Origin of the sequence: Streptomyces sp. NPDC008238 (genome assembly GCF_042956445.1) — a bacterium.
GTDB lineage: Bacteria > Actinomycetota > Actinomycetes > Streptomycetales > Streptomycetaceae > Actinacidiphila.
Genome location: NZ_JBIBGK010000010.1, coordinates 131,078 through 153,528 on the forward strand (window position 1 = coordinate 131,078; position 22,451 = coordinate 153,528).

A 22,451-nucleotide genomic window follows, 5' to 3' on the forward strand; every position below is an offset into this window, starting at 1 on the left:
GCTCAGGCGCGACTCCTCCCCGCGCTGTCCGCCGCCCGGATGTAGTCGCCGGTCAGTGAGCCGAGCAGGGCACCGGCGAGGAGGTCGGCCTGGAGGTGGTCGGCGGTGTAGAGCCGGCCGTGCGCCACCTGGGCCTGCATCCAGCGGAACTCGGCGGCGCGCCGCGGGGCGAGGGCGGTGAGCACGGCGACGGCCGCGGCGGAGAGCGCGGTGGGCGCCGCCGGGTAGGCGCAGGCGCAGTCGGCGGCCGGGGCGGCCGTCCGGTCCGGGCGCAGGGCCGGGTCGAGGACGGTGGGGCGCTCCCGTCGGTAGTGCCCGGCGAGCCGGTCGTTGATCGTCCCCGCCAGCCGCAGCGCGGCGTCGAGCCGGGCCCGGGCGGCCTCGCCCTCGGCGCGGGGCATCAGTGCGCGCTGGTCCTCCAGGTACAGGAGCCAGATGTCGCGCTCCCCGTGGGCGGCGAGCCAGCCGGCTGCCTTCCGTCCGGCGGCGGTCCGCGTACGGGCGAGGCCGCGGACCTGCCCGAGCCCGGCGGCACGTACGGCCTCCGGGGACGGCCCGGGCACCTGGCTCGCCGCCCACCGGACGAAGGCCGGGTCGTCGCGGGCGGTGCCGTGTTCCGCCCGCCACCGGGCGTAGAGCGCGTCGGCGGCCTTCCGCTGCCCGTCCAGCCGTGCGGTCCAGCCGCGCAGCTCGGCGTCGGGGAACAGCGGGGGCGGCGGGTCCTGCCCGATCCGCCGCACCGCGCCGGCCGCCCCGGGGGCCGCCGGCGCGGTGGCGTGGGTGCCGATCAGGCCGAGGACGACGGCCGCCGCCGCGGCGACGGTGACGGCCGGGTAGCGCCGGCCCGTACGAGAGGCCCGTGGGCGGCCGGGGGCCCTGCGGCGGGCCGTGCTCACCGGGCGGGCCCGGCCGGTTCGGGGCGCGCGGGTGCGTGGAAGCAGTGCCGCACCAGGCGGCGCACGTCGTTGCCGGGGAGGCCGGGGACGAGCAGGACCTGTCCCACGACGTACTTGCTGAGCGGCAGCGGCCGGACCCCCAGGCCCATCAGCAACCGGTCGGCGGTGCCCGGCCGGGGGCCGCCCTTGGTCTCGACGAGGACGAAGCCGTGGTCGAGGGCGGCCGTCGCCCGGCCGCGGTGGCAGGTCAGCCGGCCGTCGAGGGTGACCCGGCTGCCGGCCGCCAGGTCGGCGAGGGCCGCGCGGACGTAGCGGATCTCCCCCGCGGGGGCGAGCAGCCCGGCCCGGACCGGGACCCCGGCGCCGCCGAGCACGTCGTCCACGAAGGCGGCGGCGCCGGCGCCGATCAGCCCGTACTCCCGGGCGGCGAGGGTGCGGGCGTGCTTGACCGTGGCACCGCGGCCGTCCTTGGTCTTGACCTCGACGCGGCACAGCCCGTCCTCGACGTAGAGCCGGGTGCGGACCTTCCAGCGGCGCCTGCGCCCCTGCACATGGGCGTGCCAGGCGCCGAGCCCGGCGGTGTCGAAGTAGGTGCTGCGGTAGCCGGTGGTGCGCCGGCCGCCGAGGTCCAGCACGTGGTGCGTCGGCGCCAGGGCGGCGACCAGGCAGCGCGCCGACAGGACCGGCAGCAGGTACTTGCGGTCGACCCGGTGCTGCAGGGCCGCGGCGGCGTCGACCTCGGCGAGGCCCGCTCCGCGCAGCCGGGCCAGCCCGAGCTCCTCGGCGAAGGGCCCCGGGCCGGTCACACGAGCCTGCTCTCGAGCAGGCCGTCCTGGCCGCTCCGCCCGGCGGAGGGCACCGTCCCGTCGTCCGGCAGGCCCCAGCCCAGGGGCGAGTCGCGGTAGCGGACCGACACCCGGGTCGTCTCGCGCACGAAGTCGACCTCGTCCACCAGCACCGCCAGCGGTTCCTGGCCGAACCGCAGCACGACCTCCCGGTGGATCGCCCCGGGGTCGGCGTACAGGCGGTCCAGGGTGAGGCGCACCACCCGGGTCGGCCGGTGGGCGTGCGGGTCGTCGACGACCAGGACGGCCGCGAGCACCAGCACGTCCAGCACCACGACCAGCCAGATCTCCCGCTGCGGCAGGCCCCCGCACAGGGCGATCACCAGCGCCGTGAAGGTGTAGGCGACGTCCCGGGCGGTGAAGGCGGTGCTGCGCAGCCGGACCAGGGAGAGCATCCCGAACAGCCCGAAGCCCACGCCGGCCGGGAACGCGCCCGCGCCCATCGCGCTCATCGCCGCGAACAGGCCGACGTTGAGGGACGTCAGCACCAGCGGCATCTGCGGGGCCGGGCAGCCGCGCCGGTAGAGCGGGCCCACCAGCGCCAGCAGGGCCAGGACGTCCAGTCCCCCGCGGGCGAGCAGGTCCCAGGGTCCGTGCGTCATGCGCGGCACCGGGCGGGCGGGTGGGGTCCTGGCACGTCTTCCTCCGGGGCTCGGTCGTGGGCCCGGGTCCCGGGGATCCGTCCTCGGAAAGGGGGATGGGGCGGCGGATCCCCGGGCCCGGAGTCATCGGCGCGCGGGACGGACCACCCCGGCGCGGCGCGGCGCCGGCGGACCCGGCACCGTCCATTCACGCCGGACGATCCGTCCAGCGATGCCGGACGCTAGCCCGGTGCCCCGCGCCGGGCAAACCGGCCGGGGACACCCCCGAACACCCGGCCGGGACGGAAACCCCAGGCGGCCAGGGGGGACCCGGCGCCGCACACACCTCCCGGCCGCCGGGCAACGGCACTCGAAGGAGTGAGAGACGGGCCGTCGGGATGACCCAGGACCAACCGCCCGTCACGTCCGGGCGAACCGACGGTGAACGGGCCCACCGGCGGGCCGGGCGCCACCGGCACCCGGACAACCGCGGACAGGTGGGGACAACCGTCCCCGCCGTCCCGGACCGAGACCCATCCGATACCGCCGGGACCCGGAGAGTTGGGCATCCGTTGGGCTCCGCGACACCCGCGTGCCCGATCATCACGCGGTGTCGAATGAAACAGCCGTGCGCCTGCCGTTGCAGCGCAGTTCCGCTTCCTCCGGACACTCCGCCGACGCGCGGGAACACCGCTACGACATCGACCTGATGCGGCTGCTGTGCTCCGCGACCGTCATGCTGGGCCACGTGGGCTCCCAGTTCATCCGCTCGACCGGGAACGACGCGTCCCACGGGGCCGGCTCCTACTGGGCCGGACACGTGGCCGAGGCGGTCAACCCCTTCGCGGTGCCCATGTACTTCGCGATCGCCGGCTGGGCGGTGCTGGTCGGCGCGCCGCCGCGGGACAGCGCCCGGATGTGGAAGCGCATCGTCCGCAACACCGTGCCGCTGTTCGCGTGGACGGCGATCTACCTGGTGTGGGCGTGGCTCCGGGACCGCAACGAGCGGCCCATGACCGAGCTCGCGAGGGACTCCCTCATCGGCTCCGTGCAGCCCGCCTACCACCTGTGGTTCATGTACAACTACATCCCCATCATCGTGCTGCTCGCCTTCGCGATGCTGATCAAGGACGGCAAGCGGCCCTGGGGGCTGGGGGCGGCGCTGCTGGGCATCGCGGTCCTGCCGAGCGTCCTCTCCCTGGTCGGGGACCTGACCCACACCGACCTGCCCCCCGTGGCCTGGGGCTTCGGCACCTACTCCCTGGTGTACGCGGTGGGCGGCGCCATGCTCTTCGCCCTGCCGGCCGGCGCCGTCCCGTGGCGCCGGTGGCTGATCGTGCTGCTGCCGCTCACCATGGCCGCGTGCCTCTGGTACAACACGCGGGTCCACTACGTGATCCCCAACGCCCACGCGTTCGTGGCCGCGATGAGCGTCTGCGTCCTGCTGCTGGTCAGCCGGGTCGACATCCCGGAGCGGTTCCGGCCGCGCCTGAAGCAGCTGGCCGGCGCGGCGCTTGGCGCGTACATGGTGCACGTGCTCTTCGTCGAGGAGCTGGTGCACCGCGTGGTCTCGCCCGACCTGAGCGGGCCGGTGGCCGGTGTGATGCTGGTCGGACTCGTCCTGGCGGTGATGGTGCTGTCGTTCGCCACCAGCCTGCTGTGGGGCCGGCTGAACCTCCGGCGCCTGCTGGGCTGAACCCCGCGGCGCCCCCAGAACGACAGGGCCCCGTCCGCGCACCTCGACCTCGCGCGGACGGGGCCCTGTCGCGTCCCCGGAGGCGGCGGCCGCCTCAGCCGTCCAGCACCGCGGTCAGCAACTCCGCCGTCCACGCCAGCAGTTCCCGGCCGACCACGGGCTTGCCGCCGATCCGCGCCGTGGTGGGGCGCGGCACCAGGATCTGCCTGGCCGCCTGCTTCACCACCGTGCGCGGGTAGAGGCGGTTGAGCCGCAGCTCCTGCGACTCGCGCAACTCCACCGGCGAGAAGCGGACGTTGTTGCCCTGCAGGGTGATGTCGCCGACCCCGAGACGGCGGGCCAGCAGCCGCAGCCCGGCCACCAGCAGCAGGTTCTCCACCGGCTCCGGGAGCTTGCCGTAGCGGTCGGTGAGTTCCTCGCGGACGGCCTTGATGTCCTCTTCGGAGTTGACCGAGGCGATCGCCCGGTATGCCTGCAGGCGCAGCCGCTCGCCGGGCGCGTAGTCGTGCGGGACGTGGGCGTCGACCGGCAGCTCGATCTTGACCTCCAGCGGGGCCTCCTCGGCCTCGCCGCCGCCCGCCTCCAGGGCCGACCGGTAGTCGGCGACGGCCTCGCCCACCATGCGGATGTACAGGTCGAAGCCCACGCCTGCGATGTGGCCGGACTGCTCGCCGCCGAGCAGGTTGCCCGCGCCGCGGATCTCCAGGTCCTTCATCGCGACGTACATGCCGGCGCCCATCTCGGTGTGCTGGGCGATCGTCGCCAGCCGCTCGTGCGCGGTCTCGGTGAGCGGCTTCTCCGGCGGGTACAGGAAGTACGCGTAACCGCGCTCACGGCTGCGGCCGACCCGGCCGCGCAGCTGGTGCAGCTGGGAGAGGCCGAAGGTGTCGCCGCGCTCCACGATCAGGGTGTTGGCGTTGGAGATGTCGATGCCGGACTCGACGATCGTCGTGGAGACCAGCACGTCGAACTTCTTCTCCCAGAAGTCGACGACGACCTGCTCCAGCTGCGACTCGCCCATCTGCCCGTGCGCGGTGGCGACCCGCGCCTCCGGCACCAGGTCGCGCAGCCGCGCCGCCGCCTTGTCGATGCTCTCCACCCGGTTGTGGATGTAGAAGGCCTGGCCCTCGCGCAGCAGCTCACGGCGGACCGCGGCGGCGATCTGCTTCTCCTCGTACGGGCCGACGAAGGTCAGCACCGGGTGCCGCTCCTCCGGCGGGGTGGTGATCGTCGACATCTCGCGGATGCCGGTGACCGCCATCTCCAGGGTGCGCGGGATCGGCGTCGCGGACATCGTCAGCACGTCGACGTTGGCACGGAGCTTCTTCAGCTGCTCCTTGTGCTCCACGCCGAAGCGCTGCTCCTCGTCGACGATGACCAGGCCCAGGTCCTTGAACTTCGTCTCCGAGGAGAACAGCCGGTGGGTGCCGATGACGACGTCCACCGAGCCCTCGCGCAGGCCCTCCAGGACGGCCTTGGCCTCGGAGTCGCTCTGGAAGCGGGAGAGCGCCTTCACCACCACGGGGAACTGCGAGTAGCGCTCGGAGAAGGTGCCGAAGTGCTGCTGCACCAGCAGGGTGGTGGGCACCAGGACGGCCACCTGCTTGCCGTCCTGCACCGCCTTGAAGGCCGCCCGCACCGCGATCTCGGTCTTGCCGTAGCCGACGTCGCCGCAGATCAGCCGGTCCATCGGGACCGACTTCTCCATGTCCTCCTTGACCTCGGCGATCGTGGTGAGCTGGTCCGGGGTCTCCGCGTACGGGAACGCGTCCTCCAGCTCCCGCTGCCAGGGGGTGTCCGGCGCGAAGGTGTGGCCGGGGGCCGCCATGCGGGCGGAGTACAGCCGGATCAGGTCCGCGGCGATCTCCTTGACCGCCTTCTTGGCGCGCGCCTTGGTCTTCGTCCAGTCCGCGCCGCCGAGGCGGTGCAGCGAGGGCGCCTCGCCGCCGACGTACTTGGTGATCTGCTCCAGCTGGTCGGTGGGCACGAAGAGCCGGTCGCCCGGCTGGCCCTTCTTCGCCGGGGCGTACTCGACCACCAGGTACTCGCGGGTGGCGCCCTGCACGGTGCGCTGCACCATCTCCACGTAGCGTCCGACGCCGTGCTGCTCGTGCACGATGAAGTCGCCCGCCTGCAGCGTCAGCGGGTCGATGGTCTTGCGGCGCCGGGACGGCATGCGGCCCATGTCCTTGGTGGAGGACTTCTGGCCGGACAGGTCGGTCTCGGTGAGGACCGCGATCCTCAGGGCCGGGTCGACGAAGCCGCTCTCCAGCGAACCGCACGCCACGTGGACCACGGACGGCTCGACCGGGCCCTCCAGGCCCGTGTCGAGGCGGGCGGCGATCCCCTCGTTGCCCAGCACCTCCACGATGCGGGCGGCCGGGCCGTGGCCCTCGGTGACGAAGACCGCGCGCCAGCCCTCGGCCAGCCAGCCCTTGGTGTCCGCGAGCGCCCGGGCGGTGTCGCCCCGGTAGAGCTCGGGGGCGTGCATGCCGAGCTTGAGGGTGTCGGCGTCCAGCTCGTCATCGGCCGCGAACGGGCTCACCGACCACCACGGCACGCCCAGCTCACGGGCCCGGTCGCGCACGTCCGCGATGCTCCACAGCGAGGCCGCGCCCAGGTCGATCGGCGCCTCCCCGCCCCCGGCCGAGGCGGCCCACGACGCCTCCAGGAACTCCCTGCTCGTCGCCACGAGGTCGGCGGCCCGGGTACGCACCCGCTCCGGGTCGCAGACCACGGTCAGCGACCCGGCCGGCAGCACGTCCAGCAGCAGCTCCATGTCGTCCACCAGCACCGGGGCGAGCGACTCCATGCCCTCCACCGCGATGCCCTGGGCGATCTTGTCCAGCAGCTCGCGCAGCTGCGGGTGCTCCTCCGCCAGCTCCGCGGCACGGGCCCGCACCTCGTCGGTGAGCAGCAGCTCCCGGCAGGGCGGCGCCCACAGACCGTGCTCGGCGACCTCCAGCGAGCGCTGGTCGGCCACCTTGAAGTAGCGGATCTCCTCGACGTCGTCGCCCCAGAACTCGATCCGGAGCGGGTGCTCCTCGGTCGGCGGGAAGACGTCCAGGATGCCGCCGCGCACGGCGAACTCGCCGCGCTTCTCCACCAGCTCCACCCGGGCGTACGCGGCCGCCGCGAGGCCGTCCACGACCGCGTTCAGATCGGCGGTCTGCCCGGTCCGCAGTGCCACCGGGACCAGCTCGCCCAGGCCCTTGACCTGCGGCTGGAGCACCGAGCGGATCGGGGCGACCACAACCCGCACGGGGCCGGCGGTCGGGTCGTCCGCGCTGGGGTGCGCCAGCCGGCGCAGCACGGCCAGGCGCCGGCCGACGGTGTCAGAACGCGGGGACAGCCGCTCGTGCGGCAGCGTCTCCCAGGCCGGGTACTCCACGACGGAGTCCTCGGGCAGCAGCGACCGCAGGGCCGCGACCAGGTCCTCGGCCTCGCGGCCGGTGGCCGTCACCGCCAGCAGCGTGCGGCCGGTGCGGGCCGCGAGCGCGGCCAGGGCCAGCGGGCGGGCGGCGGGCGGACCCACCAGGTCGACGTGCGGGCGGTTGCCGTCCGCTGCGCCGCGGACCGCCTCCGCGAGCGCGGGGTCGTCCACGACGACGTCGAGCAGACCGTTGAGGCTCATGTGGCTTTCCGTCCCAGAGGCAGACAGGCGGGGCAACGCGAACAGCCCGACGCGTGGAACGGGCCGGGGTGTCCCAGCGTACGACGCTCCGCGGACACCCGGTGCCGCATCCTTCCCGGGGTCGTGCCCCGTGCTGCCCCGCCCTGCCTCCCACGGGGGCCGCGCCTTGCGGGGCCCGAGTCTCATGTGGGGGTCCGTTGCGCCTGCGGCGGGCTGTTCCCCCACCCCCTCCCGATTGCCCGGCGCGGACAGTGCGGGTCCGTTGCGCCTGCGGCGGGCCGTCTCCCAGCCTCCCGCCCTCCCCCAGCCTTCGGCCGGGGGGACCCCCATCCGGCGCGATTGGTGCGGGCCTGCGCAAGTTCGTCGGGGGTCGTGGCCGCGCCGGCGCACTCCCCCAACCTTCGGCCGGGGGGACCCCCAGAACGCTCGCGGTTTGCGTCCACATCATTCGGCACCGCGTCCGCCGCTCGTCTCCCCCAGCCTTCGGCCGGGGGGACCCCCATGGGCGCACCCCGACACACCCCCTCCCGTCGTATGGGCGCACAACGGCCGGTGGGGGGTCAGTGAGGCAACCGGGTTGCCCCGGACCGCCTTCTGACCACCCACCGGCCGTTGGTCGCCACGGATACGGAGGGGGTGGGGGAGGTGGGGGCACCCCCGGCCGAAGGCTGGGGGAGGGTGGGCGTTCTGGACGCTGACGTGTATTTGATGTGCGGCAGCGACGGCACCGACGAGTGGTGCCCGCCATGCACATAAATATGCGGTACAGAATGCCCACCCCGGAGGCCCCGCCCCCGGCCCACCAACCAACAGAGCGAGCCCCGCACCAACCATGCCGGGCAATCGGGCGGGAGGGTGGGGGAGAAACCCAACAGCAACCACAACGGCGCCGCACACGACAGCGGCCCCGGGCACGCGCGAGGCGGACCCGGGGCCAGGCCGTCAGGCCTACTCCGTGGCGATCGCGCCCAGCACGTTCATCCGGCCCGCCCGGAACGCCGGCACCAGGGCCGCGACGAGTCCGACGAAGGCGGAGCCGATGAAGACCGTGATGATCGTCGGCCAGGGGATCTCCAGGATCCCGAGCCCCTGGAGCGCCAGGAGCTGCTGGGCGGAGGCGCCCCAGCCCATGCCGAGCCCGAGGCCGAGCACCGCGCCGAAGAGGGCGATGACGATCGACTCCAGGCGGATCATGCGCCGCAGCTGCCGCCGCGACATGCCGATCGCCCGCATGAGGCCGATCTCCCGGGTGCGCTCGACCACCGACAGGGCGAGGGTGTTCACGACGCCGAGGATCGCGACGATGATCGCCAGGGCCAGCAGGCCGTAGATCAGGTTGAGCAGCTGGCCGATCTGGTCCTTGAGCATGTCCTTGTAGTCGGCCTGGTTGCGGACCTGGACCTGCGGGAAGTCGTGCAGCGCCTTCTTCAGGCCCGCGTAGGCCGCGTCCTGCCGCCCGTCCTTGGCGGCGGCGAACATGATGTCGTTGATCGGCATCCGGTCGGCCGGGACGTAGCGCGCCGCGGTCGTGATGTTGGTGTACATCGCGCCCTGGTCGAAGACGGTGTCCGCGGAAGTGATGGCGGCGACCGTCAGCGTGGCGGTGTCGCCGTGCTCGAAGCGGACGGAGAGCTTGTCGCCGAGCTTGACCTTGTGCTTGTCGGCGTAGCCCTCGCCGACCGACATCGCGTTGGCCCCGTACGCGGCCGACAGCTCGCCGGCGACCGTCTTGACCTGGAGGTCCTGGGCGTACGTCGGGTCCGCGGCGGACAGGGAGGTGTCGGACACCGACCCGTCGGGGGCGGTGAGCTTCACGTCGAGGGACTTGTAGTCGGTGACGTGGGCGAGGTCCGGCGCGGCCTTGATCGCCTGCTCGATCTGCGGGGTGATCGGCTGGCCGCTGTCGGAGGCGATGATGAAGTCCGCGCCGACCGACTTGTCGAGTTGGTCGGTCGCCGAGGCCACCATGGAGGAGCCGACCACGGAGAGGGCGGCGACGAGCGCGAGGCCGATCATGAGGGCGGCGGCGGTGGCGCCGGTGCGCCGCGGGTTGCGCAGCGCGTTGCGCTCGGCGAGGCGGCCGACCGGGCCGAAGACCCGCAGGACGCCCGCGCTGATCATCCGGACGACGACGCCGGCCAGCAGCGGGCCGACGACCACGAAGCCGACCAGGGTGAGCAGGATGCCGAGACCGAGGAACATCGAGCCCTCCGCGGCCTTGGTGGCCTGGACGGCGGCGAGCAGGGCGGCGGCACCGGTGAGGGTGAGGACCAGGCCGATCGCGGCGCGCACCTTCCCTGCCCGGGCGTCGGCGGGGGTCCCGGCGTCGCGCAGCGCGGCCATCGGGGAGACCTTGCCGGCCCGCCGGGCGGGCAGGTAGGCGGCGAGGACGGTCACCACGACGCCGAGGACGAGCCCGATGACCGGGGTGGAGGCCTTGACCGTCAGGGACGAGGTGTCGAGGTTCATACCCGCGCTGCCCATGAGGTTCATGAGCAGGACGGCGAGCCCGACGCCGCCCCCGATGCCGAGGACGGAACCCACCACGCCGAGCAGCAGCGCCTCGACCAGCACCGAGCGGTTGACCTGGCGGCGGCTCGCGCCGATGGCCCGCATCAGGCCGATCTCGCGGGTGCGCTGGGCGACCAGCATCGAGAAGGTGTTGACGATCAGGAAGATCCCGACGAGGACGGCGATCCCGGCGAAGCCGAGCATCGCGTACTTGATGACGTCGAGGAAGCCGGCGATGTCCTTCTGGTTCTCGGCGGTCCACTCGGCCTGGGTCTGCACCTTGTAGCCGGCGGTGGAGCCGAGGGCGGCGGTGACGACCTTCTTCAGCTGCTCGTCGGTGACGCCGGGCTTCGCGGTCACGCCGACGCTGGTGAAGACGTCCTTGGCGCCGAGCAGTTTGGTCTGGGTGGTGGCGGTGTCGAAGTAGAAGATCGCCGCACCGGGGTTGGTGACCTTGAAGGTGGCGATGCCGGTGATCCGGGCGTGGAACTCGCCGGGGATGGCGATGACCCGCAGCTCGTCGCCCAGTTCGAGGTGCTTCTTGTCGGCGGTGTCGGCGTCGACCATCACCTCGGTGGGGCCGCGCGGGGCGTGGCCGGAGGTGACGTCGACCGAACGCAGCTCGGTGGAGTCCCAGTTGGTGGCGATGGTGGGGGCGCCGGAGGTCGGGCCGAGGTTGTCGCCGGCGGCGTCGGTGACGGTGAGCGTCTGGCTGCCGGCCTCTCCGGTCGCGGACTCGACGCCCTCGACCTCCTTCAGCCGCTCGACCGTGGCGGCGGGCACGGTGGCCGCCTTGGTGGTCATCTGCATCTGGTCGTCGCTGGGCGCGCCCTTGGGCGTGACCGTGACGTCCGACGCGGTGGCGGCGAAGAGCTTGTCGAAGGTGGAGGTCATGGTGTCGGTGAAGACAAGGGTGCCGCAGACGAAGCCCACCGACAGCAGGACGGCGATGGCGGACAGCGCCATACGTCCCTTGTGCGCGACGAAGTTGCGCATCGAGGTCTTGACGACGGTCACGACGTCCTCCCGCGCGCGTCGAAGTCCTTCATGCGCTCCAGGACGGAGTCGGCGGTCGGGTCCCGCATCTCGTCGACGATCCGGCCGTCGGCGAGGTAGAGGACGCGGTCGGCGTAGGAGGCGGCGACCGGGTCGTGCGTCACCATGACGATGGTCTGGCCGAGTTCGTCGACCGAGCGGCGCAGGAAGCCGAGGATCTCGGCGCCGGCGCGCGAGTCGAGGTTGCCGGTCGGCTCGTCGCCGAAGATGATCTCCGGGCGGGCGGCCAGGGCGCGGGCCACGGCGACGCGCTGCTGCTGGCCGCCGGAGAGCTGTCCGGGCCGGTGCTTGAGACGGCCGGCCAGACCGACGGTCTCCACGACGCGCTGCAGCCACTGGGGGTCGGCCTTGCGGCCGGCGATGTCCATGGGCAGCGTGATGTTCTCGGCCGCGTTGAGGGTCGGCAGCAGGTTGAAGGCCTGGAAGATGAAGCCGATCTTGTCCCGCCGCAGCTGGGTGAGCTTCTTGTCCTTCAGCTTGGTGATCTCGGTCTCACCGACCCAGATCCTTCCGTCGGTCACCGTGTCGAGACCGGCGAGGCAGTGCATCAGGGTCGACTTGCCGGAACCGGACGGCCCCATGATCGCGGTGAAGCGGCCGCGGTCGATGTCGACGTCGACCGCGTCGAGGGCCACGACCCGGGTCTCGCCCGAGCCGTACGCCTTGGTGACCTGACGGGCCCGGGCGGCCACGGCCGTACGTTCTCCGCTGCCCCCGGACTTGGGAATCGATACTGCCGTTGTCACTGGTCTGCTCCTGTTCGGGTGGTGGTCGCCGCCGTCGCCGGGCGGGCTTCGTCGTGTACCAAGACTGGCTTCGGGGAGGGGGCCGGAACGATGGTGCGGGTCTCCGTATCGGCCCGGGGGTTAGCCCCACCAGAAGGCTAGGGAGCCCAGGAGGGCCCCCTCGTCCTCCGCCGGTACGAACCGGGGGTAGGAGAAAGTCGGGTGGGACCCCTAGGGGGTCTGCACCTTTCGGCGGACCCCGGCTCGGGGTCGAGACTGCACCCTCCGGTCGCGGGAGGTTCAAGCCCCGCCGTCCGGCCTGCGGGAACCCCCTGTCCGCGCTGGGGACGGGCATGAAATCGTGTGTCGTACACACACCAGGGGGGTCCCGTGGAACGCACCGAGCAGACCGCGACCGCCGCCGCCGCGGCGTCCGCCGACGGGCCGCCGCGGCGCGGCCCCGTCGTCGCCGCACTGATGCTGGCCATGGCGCTGGCGGCGATGGACTCCACGATCATCTCCACCGCGGTGCCGCAGATCGTCGGCGAGCTGGGCGGCTTCTCCGTCTTCTCCTGGCTCTTCTCCGGCTACCTGCTCGCGGTCACGGTGACCCTCCCGGTCTACGGCAAGCTCGCCGACACCTTCGGGCGCAAGCCCGTGCTGCTGGCCGGCATCGGGATCTTCCTGCTGGGCTCCCTGCTGTGCGCCGGGGCCTGGAACATGGCCGGCCTGATCGCCTTCCGCATCGTGCAGGGGCTCGGCGGCGGCGCCATCCAGGGGACGGTGCAGACGATCGCCGCCGACCTGTACCCGTTGAAGGAGCGCGGTCGCATCCAGGCGGCGATCTCCACGGTCTGGGCGGTCTCCGCCGTCCTCGGACCGCTGTGCGGCGGGCTGTTCGCCGGGTACGCCAGCTGGCGCTGGATCTTCCTGATCAACCTGCCCATCGGCGCGGTCGCGCTGCTGCTCATCACCCGTCACCTGCGCGAACGGGTCGCCGAGCGGACCCGGCACCGGGTCGACTGGCCCGGCGCGGTGCTGCTCTTCCTCTCCGGCGGACTGCTGATCACCGGCCTCGTGCAGGGCGGGGCGGCCCGGTGGTGGCTGCTCGGCGGCAGCCTCGTGACGGGCGCCCTGACCGTGTGGGCGGAGCGCCGGGCCGCCGAGCCGATCATCCCCGGCTGGGTCTGGCGGCGCCGGGTGATCGTCGCCGTCAACCTGGCCCTGGGCATGCTCGGCGTCCTGATGGTGGCCCCGACGGTCTTCCTCCCGACGTACGCCCAGACCGTGCTCGGACTCGGGCCGATCGCGGCGGGCTTCGTGCTGTCGGTGATGACGCTCAGCTGGCCGCTGTCCGCGGCCCTCAGCAACCGCGTCTACCTGCGCATCGGCTTCCGCAACACCGCCGCCCTGGGCATGGCGGCCGCGACCGTCGTCCTCGTCGTGCTGGTGATGCTCCCGTACGCCGGTCCGGCCTGGCAGCCCACCCTGGTGATGCTGGCCCTCGGCGCGGCCCTCGGCCTCTTCCAGCTCCCGCTGATCGTCGGCGTCCAGTCCACCGTCCCGTGGAGCGAACGCGCCACCGCCACCTCGTCGATCCTCTTCTGCCGTCAGGTCGGCCAGAGCGTGGGCGCGGCCGTCTTCGGCGCCGTCGCCAACGCCACCCTCGCCTCCCGGCTGCACGGCTCCGGCACCGACCTCGACTCGATCGCCGGGGCCGCCCACCTCGACGACCACGTGCGCCGCGCCGTCGCGGCGGCGGTCAACCACGTCTACGCGGGCGCGGCCGTCGCGGCGGTCCTGTCCCTGGCCGCCGTCCTCCTGGTGGCCCCCCGCCGCTTCCCGGTCCTGGAGGAGGACCCGGCGGTACGGTGACGCCGTGGACGCGAAGACCTACGCGCGCATGCGGGCCGTCGCCGGCGAGCTGATGGGGCGCGAGGACGTCTGGGCCGTGGAGATCGGTGAGGGTGTCATCACGCTGATGATGTCGCCGGTCAACCGGCACGAGCTGATCGCCCTCCGGTTGCGACGGCAGATCGAGCGGCAGATGGCCGGCGATCCGGACTGGTCCGGTCACGTGGCCCACAGCGGTCCCGAGATCGAGGCGCCCGCCATAGGGCGCATGCGCCGCCCCGACCTCGTCGTCGGGGCCGAACAGGCCCTCGACACCCCCGGGTTCCTCGACCCCGCCGACGTCGCCCTGGTCGCCGAGGTCGTGTCCACGTCCAACCCGGAGAACGACTACCGCGAGAAGACCCGGGACTACCCCGCCATGGGGATCCCGCTGTACCTGATCATCGACCCGCGCGACAAGACGCTGGCCGTGCTCTTCGATCCAGGACCGTCGCCCGGCGACGACGGCCCCCGGTACCGGGCCCGCCACGACTACGCCTTCGGGGACGCCGTCACCGTGGGGCCGTGGGTCGTGGACAGCGGGGAGTTCCCCGCCTACGACGGTTCCTGATCGTCCCCGGGTGCGGGGGCGGGCAGGTCGGGGGCGGTGGGCCCCGGTTCGTCCTCGGTCCCGGTTTCGGGGACCTCCCGGCCGGTCAGGGCGGCGAGGCTGCTGCGGACGTGGGCGAGGTGCTCGCGGATCTCCTCCCGGCGGACCTCGTGCTCGCGCAGTTCGCGTTCGGCGGCGAGCCGGATGCGCTCCTCCCGTACCCGGGCCTGGGCGAGGAGTTCCGCGGCGGTGGCGTCGGCCTCCTCCTGGCGGCGCCGGGCGGCCTCCTCGGTCTCCGCCAGGGCCCGGCGGGCGTCGTCGACCATGGCCTCGGCGTAGGAGGTGAGTTCGGCCGTACGGGAGTCGACCCCGGCCTCGCCCTCGGCGAGTTCGTGCTCCTGGGTGTCGAAGCGCTCGCGGTGGTCCTTCTCCAGTTCGGCGAGCGTGTGTTCGCTCTCCCGCCGGGCGGCGTCGAGTTCGCGGGCGGCCTCGTCGCGGACCCGGCCGGCCTCTTCCCGGGCCTCGCCGAGCACCCGCCCGGCATCGGTGCGGGAGCGCTCCAGCAGCTGCTCGGCGTGCTCGTCCCCGCCGACGCGCCGGGCGTGGGCGGCCGCGCGGGCCTCGTCCATGAGGGTGCGGCGGGCGGCCTCGGCCGCGTCGTGCGCGTGCCGGGCCTCCTCCTCGGCCTGCTCGCGGACGGAGGTGGCCTCCTCCTCGACCAGCCGCAGCAGGTCCAGCGCGCCCTTCCCGAGGGACTCGTAGGTGGGCGGGGAGAGCGTGGAGACCACGTCGCGCAGCGCCGCGCACTCCGCGCTCATCTCGCCGGCCAGGACGGTGAGCCGCGCGGCCCGCTCCCAGGCGGCGTCGCGGTCCTCGGACAGCTCCTCCAGGAAGCGGTCGACCTGTTCGGTGCGGTACCCGCGGCCACGGACGGTGGCGAGGCCGTGGCCGCCGCGGGGCTGTGCCGTACTCATACCCCCATTCTCGGGGATTTGCCCGATTTACCCATATCGCGACACTCCGACCGGTGGCCGGCCGGTCGGAGCCGCTGGGACGGGCAGGGCCTAGAGCATCCCGTCCCACATCTGCTCGATGAGGACCGGCCACCAGTGCTCGGGCGAAGCGACGGCCGCCGGGTCGAGCGCGGCCAGCTGGTTCTGGAAGTCGACCGTCCAGCGGCCGGCCTGCTCCGGCGTCAGGCCCAGCCGCCAGCGCCACATCTTCCCGAGCAGCGCCAGGCAGCGGACGAACTCCGGCAGGCTGGTGTTGGCGAACTGCGGCGTCGCCGCCGTCCCGCCCGGCCCGGCCTCCAGCGGCACCGCCACGATGTGCGCCGTGCCGTACTGCACGCACAGCTGGCGGCCGAAGTCATTGCCCATCACCAGGTACGAACCCGCGTCCGGGGCCGGCTGCACGCCCCGCTCGGCGGCGAGCTCCGCCAGGGTCGGCACCGGCCGGCCGGGCTGGGCCTGGGCCCAGAAGAACGGGCCGAAGTCCACCGGCAGCCCGGACCAGGTGAGCGTCTGCGCGACCAGGTCCGGCACGCCCTGGCGGGCGACCGCCCGCTGGTCGAAACGGAACACGCCCTGCGGCCCGAAGGACTGCGCCAGTTCGTGCCCGATCGCGTCCAGCGGGATCGGGGGGACCCGCTGGACGTGCTGCGGGTCGGGCATCGGCACCCGGTGCGGGTGGGCGTGCGCCGGGGCGCTCGCCACCTGGTGCAGCTCGCCGAGGTGGGTCAGCAGGTGCTGGACGCCCGCGCGACGGCTCGTGTGGTCCTTGCCGTACGGGGCGGTGCTGCTGATCCGCACCTGCGGCCAGGTTTCGCGGATCATGCGGGCGCAGTAGCCGCCCGGCAGGTCGCAGGACTCCAGTTCCGTGTGCAGCTCCAGCACCGCCTGCGGCGGCACCCCGAGGGCGCGGAGCTCGTGCAGGATCTGCCACTCCGGGTGCGGGGTGCCGGGTGCGGAGCGGCGGATCAGCTGCTGCTCGGAGCCGTCCTGCGCGCGGTAGCGGAGCACGGCCATGTAGCCGGGGCCGACCGTGGGCGCCCCGGTGGGCGGGGCCGGGGCGTGGGGCTGCGGCGGCTGGGGGTAGCCGTACGCCGCGGGCTGCGGCGCCGCCGCCACCGGTCCGGGCGGCGGAGGGGGCGGCGGTGCGGCGGCCCCGGCGCCGCCGTCCGGGCGGGACAGCATCGTCGCGGCCCGGTGCACGTCGCCGGCCCCCGCATCGGGCGGTGCGGGCGGGCCGGGCCGGTCGTTCGCGGGGAGCGCCTGCACGAGTTGCGTGGGCACGTACCCGGCGGCCGGGGTGCCGGGCACTCCCGGTCCGGGCGGGGGCGCGGGCGGCCCGGGAGGGGCCGCCTTGGAGGTCTCGGCGGCGGCCACGTCGGCGGCGCCGCGGCCCGGTCCGGGCGGCGGCGGGGGCGGCGGGGGCGGTCCGTCCGGGCGGGACAGCATCGTCGCGGCGTGGTGCACGTCGCCGGAGGCCGGCCGGGCGGGCGTGGCCGGCGCCGGGGGCGGCGGGGGCGGGCCGGGCCGGGCCGCGGCCGGCCCCCCGAACGGCGAGGGCGGCGGGCCCGGCGGCGGGGGCGTGGCCGAACCGCCCGGGTAGCCGTAGGCACCGGGCCCGGGGGCCGGCGGGGGCGGCGGAGGCGCGCCCGCACCGGCGCCGGGGTAGCCGTAACCGCCCCGCGCGTCGGGCTGCGGCAGCGGCGTCCCGGTCTCGGGCACGCCGGGCAGCCGCTCGGTGCTGGCGTCGGCGCTCGTCATCGGCGGCGGGGTGTGGGCGTCGTCCGAGTCGCTGATGGGCGGCGCGTACACGGTCGCGGGCGGCGGCACGGAAGCCCCCGCGCCATGGCTGTCGTTGGCCTCCCGCCAGGCCGCGGGCGGCGGGGTCGGCGCACCGCCGTACGAGGCCGGCATCGGCGGGGTCGGGGTCGGGATGTACGGCTGGGTGGGCGTCGCCGGCCCGGGCGTGGTGACGGGGGCCGGGGCGGGCGGCGGGGTCGTCACCGGGGCGGGCGCGGGCGGCTGGGTCGTGACCGGCTGGACCGTGACCGGCGCCGGGGCTGCGTCCGGCGCCTCGCGGCGGTCGGGGATGCCGAGCCGGTCGGCGGCGTCCTGCAGCCACTGCGGCGGGCTCAGCAGGAAGGACGTCGCCTCCAGGTCGACCCGCCGGGGCCGCTCCGGCACGGCGTCCGCGACCGCGCCGGCCGAGGCGCCGTAGACCTCCTCCCAGCGGCGGATGACCTCGCCCACCGGCAGCGCGGGCCAGAGCGTGGCCTCGCCGCTGTCCCGGGCGATGACGATGCGGGTCTCCCCGTCGTCGGAGGTCGGACCGCCGTCCCTGGGCTCGGACCACACCACGAAGCCCCGGTCGAACTCCCGCACCTGCACCGCGCGTGCGAGGTAGGCGGGGACGTCGGCGTTGATCCACCGCTCGGCGCGCTCCTGCGCCTGCGCGAACGTGACCATGTCCTGCCTCACCCCTCCACCGGGACGGCGCGGGCGAAGCCGCCGTCCACCATCAGGTTCGCCACGGTCTCCAGCTCCGGCGGGTCACCGGCGAGCGCGGCCAGGAAGGCGTCGAAGTCCTCGCCGCAGGGCAGCAGCAGTCCGGCGGTCCGCTCCTCGGTGGAACCGAACGCGCCGTCGGCGTCCCGCACGTCGTCGTACGGGCACAGCCACATCGAACCGAGGTCGGCACCGCGCGACTTCACGGCGAGCACACCGCCCTGGACGTAGGAGATCGCCAGGTAGTCCTTGGTGAGGTGGTCCCGCAGGCACTTGTTGACGTAGACGAGGTCGTTGGCCGCCGCCTCGTCCCGCACGGTGAAGAAGGGCTGGTCGACGAGGAGTCCCAGCATGGGGAGCAGGGCGACGCCGCGCGGCGCGCTGCCGCCCGCCGCCTTCAGGAAGGTGCGGTAGGCGCCGGGCAGCCGGTAGCCGAGCTCCTCCTCGACGTCCCGCACCTGCTGTTCGGTGACGGCGACCCCGTCCTTGCGCAGGCCGAAGTGGACCGGCCGGGTCTCCTGCAGCGGCCGGGTGCCGCGCTTGTCGTGGTCGGCGGAGGCGGTGGTGGCCAGGCCGCCGTGGTGCCGCAGCAGCGACTTGACCTCGGCGGGGACCAGTTCCAGACGGCGGCTGCCGGCGACGTGGTGCCAGGTCCACCCGTGCGGCGTGGCGACGGAGGACAGGCTGCCCCACAGCTCGTGACCGGTGGCGTGCACGGCGGCGTTGGCCGACACGTAGTCGGTGAGCCGGAGTTCGTCGATGCCGAAGCCGTCCGGCGGCTCGGCGATCTCCGCCGCCGCGCGCGCGTACGGCGAGAAGTCGGGGAAGCCGCGCTCGTCCACGCGTACGCCCTGCGGGTGGCGGGCGCGCCGCACCGGGTCCGGGAAGTGCACGATCTGACCGGCGTAGGCCGCGTTCGGTGGCGCGACCCGGTGCCCGGGCCGACCTGTCGTCATTGCCGATGCCCCCATGCTGGATCTGGTGTTGGGCACAGCCTATGGGGTGTGGCAATAGGCGCTTCGGCTGGTTCCGGTCACGGGTGCGCGGCGGCCCGGGCGGGTTGCGCGCCCGCCCGAAAGGGCGCTTCGGACCCGTCGCAGCGACCCCCGCCGCACCGCCTTTCACACGTGGTGGGCGTCGTCCGCAAGCTGGTTCCGGTGAACGTCCGTCGCATCCCTTCCGTAGGGAAGGTGGTCGAATCCCGGCCGTTCTCAGGGGGCTTGGCGCCCTTTCCCTCCAGGTCGGCGCTACTATCCGTAGAACCACTGGCCAACGCAAGGAGCGGTACTGCGGGTAACACATCGGACTGCGTTGCGCATCTCCCCACAGTGCCGTGACATCCGGCACAAAATAAACCTCTCACCTCACAACCGACTTCCGTAACGCCTTGTCCGTTTGGCAGTCTTACGCACATAGGGGGACGTCCTCCCCGCGAGGACGGATCGGAGGGCCGTACGAAGATGCTGACGAGAGACGCCGCGGACCCGCGGCTCAACTGGGGAGCCGACGAAGCGCCGCCGCCACCCGTGCTGCGCCACCGGCGCGACGGGATCCTGCCCGCGGTCGCCGCCGCGCTGTCCGTCAAGGACGAGGTCCTCACCTGCACCGGCGTCAAGGCCGACCAACCGCCCCCGCTCCACCCGCTCGTCCAGGACGTCCTCGACGCCCTCCCCGTCGCGCAGCGTGAGCGCTTCACGGGGCGATGTCCCGAGCCGGTGCTGCTCTCCCGCCACCTCACCACCGTCGACGGCGCCCGCAGCAAGCGCGCCGCGCGCAAGCCGCTCACGAGCGGCGAGGCCCGCAAGGCCCTCAAGGGCGCCAAGCTCACCGCCCGCCACATACGCGAGGACGGCGACCCCGCACACGGCGCCTACGTCCCGCCCTGCCGCTCCTGCCAGGCGCTGCTCGCACACTTCGGCGTCCGCGCCTTCGACCCGGGAGCCGGCGCCGAATGAACTCGACCCGCTTCCCCGTCGGCGTCGACGTGGCCCTGCGCTCCGCCGGCTGGCAGCCCGGCCGCTGGGACATCCGCCAGGCCGAGGTCTGGGCCGACACCCTCCGCGCCTACGCCTCCCCCGGCGGCCACCGGCACAGCGTCTTCCCCGCCGCCGTCGAGGCCTGGGCCGAGTTCGGCGGTCTCACCGTGCCCGCCGTGGGCTCCCCCGGCCGCCACGTCGCACCCAGCGCGGTCCACATCGACCCGCTCCACGGGCTGCACCTCGCGCGCACGCTCGGCGACCTGGGCAGTGCGCTCGAGACGGAGGTCGCGCCCCTGGGGGAGGAGTCCGCGGGGCACGGGCAGCTCGCGATCGACGCGGAGGGACGCGTCTACTGCGTCGACCACACCGGTGACTACTACCTGGGCGCCAGCATCGACGTGGCCCTCGGCACCCTCACGACGGGCGCGCGCCCCCACCGCCTCACGACGTGACCGCCGGGGTGCTGCCGGTCTTCGGCCGCCCCGGCGTCTCGCGCCCTGCGGGCGCACAGATGCGGGCTGCGGATGGGAGGGCTGGGGTGCTCTCTTCGGCAGTGTGCGGCCCGGTGCTCGGTTGGGGTTCAGGCGCCGGAGCGGGGCTGGTTGTTCGTCCGGCTCGGGTCTCGTCGCCGTCCGCGGGTACAGATGGCCGGTGACCACGCCCACCCTTGGCGGGTGGCGCGCCCGCCGTAACCGGCGCCTGCGGGTAATTCCCCGATCCGACATCGGGCTCTGTTTCGACGTCTATGACGCTGAAAGCGAGCCCGATCTCCGTCCGCTCAAAGATCGGCCTCTGTTCCGCCGGATATACCGCTGAAAGCGGGCCCGATCTCCCGCCGACCGCGCGGGCAGCACCTCGAAATATCCGCAGACGCAGGTAACGGCGGGCGCGCCCACCACCCACGGGTGGCGTGGAAGCGGCCATCTATACCCGCGGACGGCAACGAGACCCGATGCCACCGGAAACGCACCCCGCTCAGGCGCCTGAACCCACACCCCCACCCACCCGCACGCTGCGGACAAGGCAGGCCCCCCCTCCCTGCCGCAGCCGGCCGCTGTGCGCCCGAAGGGCGCGAGACGAACCCGCACCCGACAACAGGCCCCACCCGCCGCCCACCCGATGCGCCCCCGGCGCGGCACTCACGCGGGAAGCATCGCGGAGACGCGGAACCCGCCCTCGTGCGTCGTGCCGGCGGCGAACCCCCCGCCCAGCGCGGTGACGCGCTCCTTCATGCCGACCAGCCCGTTGCCCCCGCTGGGAAGCACCAGCGCGGGCGCCCCTCCGGAGGGCCCGTTCTGCACCAGGACCGCGACCTCGGCCTCGCGGTAGGCGAGGCGGATGCGGGCCCGCGCACCGGGCGCGTGCTTGTGCACATTGGTGAGCGCCTCCTGCACGACGCGGTAGACCGTGGCCTCGACCCGCGCCGCCAGCGGCCGTTCCTCCCCCTCCACGGTGAGCTCGACGTCCATCCCGGCGGCCCGCGACTCGTCGAGCAGCCCCCTGAGCTCGGCCAGGCACGGCCCCTGCTCGTCCTCCCCCGCCTCGGCCGCCGCGACCGGCGCCGCGGGCGCAATCGTTTCCGCAGCGGCCACACGGACCACCGACGCCGCGGAAAGGGACGCCGCCGCCGAAGCGGCCACCCGCGCCGCCGTCGTGGGCTCCGTCCGCAGGACGCCCAGCATCTCGCGCAGTTCGTTGAGCGCCTGGCGCCCCATGTCCCCGAGGAGCTGGGCGCTGGCCGAGGCCTTCTCGGGGTCCTTGACGGCGATGGCCTGGAGCGCGGCCGCGTGCACGACCATGAGGCTCACCCGGTGCGCGACGACGTCGTGCATCTCGCGCGCGATGCGGGTGCGCTCCTCCATGCGGGCGCGCTCCGCGGAACTCGTGGCCGTCTCGGCGAGCAGCGAGAGCTCCCGCTCCAGGCCGTCCGCCCGCTCCCGCAGGCTCTCCACGAGGCGGCGCCGGGCGCCGACGTACAGGCCGAGCAGCACCGGCGGGGCGGTGACGCCGACGGCGGCGAGCACGGAGGTGAGGGCGACCACGGCCAGCGGGGCGTGGTAGGCGGCGGCGCCGAGGTCACCGTGCATCTCCAGGAAGGTGACGATCAGCATGCCGAGCATGGTCATCCCGGACAGCACCGCGATGATCCGCCGCGGCACGTCGGAGGCCGCCAGGGTGTAGAGGCCGACGATGCTGAGCAGGATCCCCATCTGGGCGGGCGTGACGGCGATGGAGACCAGGACGACCAGGACCGGCCAGCGCCTGCGGAGCACCAGCACCGATCCGACCAGCAGGCCGAACAGTCCCGTGACGACCGGCGAGATCCCGGTCTTCTCCGCGAAGGCCGCGCCCTCCAGGAGGCATTCCACGGCCGAGACGAAGGCCAGGGAGACGTCGAGCACCATGCTGCGCCGCCTGGGCCACCACCACGGCCCGGCGGCCCCCCGGCTTCGTCCGCCGGCCCCGTCCGGTACGTACTCCCCCGTCGTACTCATACGGACCAGCCTAGACGCGACGGTGTCCGCCTGGCGGTCAGCCCCGTACGGGGAGGCGGCCCCGACCTATCCTTG

General features: G+C 73.9%; 15 protein-coding genes. 5 read left to right on the forward strand and 10 right to left on the reverse strand.

The window, feature by feature from the left end; translation table 11 throughout:
* Positions 1-2: 2 nt before the first annotated feature.
* From ACFZAU_RS21955 to ACFZAU_RS21965, 3 genes are read right to left on the reverse strand one after another with little or no spacing between them, the layout of a single operon-like run.
* Positions 3-896, reverse strand: a complete 894-nt coding sequence (locus ACFZAU_RS21955) for a hypothetical protein (protein ID WP_500553589.1) — start codon at positions 894-896, stop codon at positions 3-5.
* A complete protein-coding gene (locus ACFZAU_RS21960; RefSeq protein ID WP_500553590.1) occupies positions 893-1,702 on the reverse strand; it encodes a VTC domain-containing protein in 810 nt (269 codons plus the stop codon). Before ACFZAU_RS21960 ends, ACFZAU_RS21955 begins: the two co-directional genes overlap by 4 nt.
* Positions 1,699-2,343 (reverse strand): DUF4956 domain-containing protein, encoded by a 645-nt coding sequence (locus ACFZAU_RS21965; RefSeq protein ID WP_500553591.1) that lies wholly within the window; start codon positions 2,341-2,343, stop codon positions 1,699-1,701. The genes ACFZAU_RS21960 and ACFZAU_RS21965 overlap by 4 nt, the downstream gene beginning before the upstream one ends.
* Positions 2,344-2,932: 589 nt before the next feature.
* Here ACFZAU_RS21965 and ACFZAU_RS21970 point away from each other — a divergent pair.
* A complete protein-coding gene (locus ACFZAU_RS21970) occupies positions 2,933-4,018 on the forward strand; it encodes an acyltransferase (RefSeq protein ID WP_500553592.1) in 1,086 nt (361 codons plus the stop codon).
* Positions 4,019-4,112: 94 nt separating this feature from the next.
* Here ACFZAU_RS21970 and mfd read toward each other — a convergent pair whose 3' ends face one another.
* The 3 genes from mfd to ACFZAU_RS21985 form a co-directional block, all read right to left on the reverse strand.
* A complete protein-coding gene (gene mfd, locus ACFZAU_RS21975; RefSeq protein ID WP_500553593.1) occupies positions 4,113-7,652 on the reverse strand; it encodes a transcription-repair coupling factor in 3,540 nt (1,179 codons plus the stop codon).
* A 948-nt stretch (positions 7,653-8,600) separates the two neighbouring features.
* Positions 8,601-11,180, reverse strand: coding sequence for an ABC transporter permease (locus ACFZAU_RS21980; protein ID WP_500553594.1), 2,580 nt, complete (start codon positions 11,178-11,180; stop codon positions 8,601-8,603).
* Positions 11,177-11,965 (reverse strand): ABC transporter ATP-binding protein, encoded by a 789-nt coding sequence (locus ACFZAU_RS21985; protein ID WP_499512247.1) that lies wholly within the window; start codon positions 11,963-11,965, stop codon positions 11,177-11,179. Before ACFZAU_RS21985 ends, ACFZAU_RS21980 begins: the two co-directional genes overlap by 4 nt.
* Positions 11,966-12,334: 369 nt before the next feature.
* Here ACFZAU_RS21985 and ACFZAU_RS21990 point away from each other — a divergent pair, with 369 nt between their 5' ends.
* Both ACFZAU_RS21990 and ACFZAU_RS21995 read left to right on the forward strand, forming a co-directional pair.
* On the forward strand, positions 12,335-13,819 hold the full coding sequence (locus ACFZAU_RS21990; RefSeq protein WP_500553595.1) for an MDR family MFS transporter: 1,485 nt from the start codon (positions 12,335-12,337) through the stop codon (positions 13,817-13,819).
* 4 nt (positions 13,820-13,823) lie between these two features.
* Positions 13,824-14,408, forward strand: coding sequence for a Uma2 family endonuclease (locus ACFZAU_RS21995; protein WP_500553596.1), 585 nt, complete (start codon positions 13,824-13,826; stop codon positions 14,406-14,408).
* Here the strand turns inward: ACFZAU_RS21995 and ACFZAU_RS22000 are convergent.
* From ACFZAU_RS22000 to ACFZAU_RS22010, 3 genes are all read right to left on the reverse strand, one after another.
* Positions 14,393-15,361 carry a cellulose-binding protein gene (locus ACFZAU_RS22000; RefSeq protein WP_500553597.1) on the reverse strand — a complete coding sequence of 323 codons (969 nt, stop codon included), beginning with the start codon at positions 15,359-15,361 and terminating at the stop codon, positions 14,393-14,395. The two genes, ACFZAU_RS21995 and ACFZAU_RS22000, sit on opposite strands and share 16 nt — an antisense overlap.
* A gap of 90 nt (positions 15,362-15,451) precedes the next feature.
* Complete coding sequence (locus tag ACFZAU_RS22005; protein ID WP_500553598.1) at positions 15,452-17,863, reverse strand: SUKH-4 family immunity protein; 2,412 nt, start codon at positions 17,861-17,863, stop codon at positions 15,452-15,454.
* Positions 17,864-17,871: 8 nt separating this feature from the next.
* The gene (locus ACFZAU_RS22010) at positions 17,872-18,858 is read right to left on the reverse strand and encodes an HNH endonuclease (RefSeq protein WP_500461935.1); all 987 of its coding nucleotides are present in this window, start codon (positions 18,856-18,858) and stop codon (positions 17,872-17,874) included.
* A 504-nt stretch (positions 18,859-19,362) separates the two neighbouring features.
* Between ACFZAU_RS22010 and ACFZAU_RS22015 the strand changes: the two genes are divergently transcribed.
* On the forward strand, positions 19,363-19,857 hold the full coding sequence (locus ACFZAU_RS22015; protein ID WP_499600177.1) for a YwqJ-related putative deaminase: 495 nt from the start codon (positions 19,363-19,365) through the stop codon (positions 19,855-19,857).
* Positions 19,854-20,333 (forward strand): SUKH-3 domain-containing protein, encoded by a 480-nt coding sequence (locus ACFZAU_RS22020; protein WP_500553599.1) that lies wholly within the window; start codon positions 19,854-19,856, stop codon positions 20,331-20,333. Before ACFZAU_RS22015 ends, ACFZAU_RS22020 begins: the two co-directional genes overlap by 4 nt.
* 687 nt (positions 20,334-21,020) lie before the next feature.
* Here the strand turns inward: ACFZAU_RS22020 and ACFZAU_RS22025 are convergent.
* Complete coding sequence (locus tag ACFZAU_RS22025; protein WP_500553600.1) at positions 21,021-22,376, reverse strand: sensor histidine kinase; 1,356 nt, start codon at positions 22,374-22,376, stop codon at positions 21,021-21,023.
* Between the last annotated feature and the right edge of the window lie 75 nt (positions 22,377-22,451).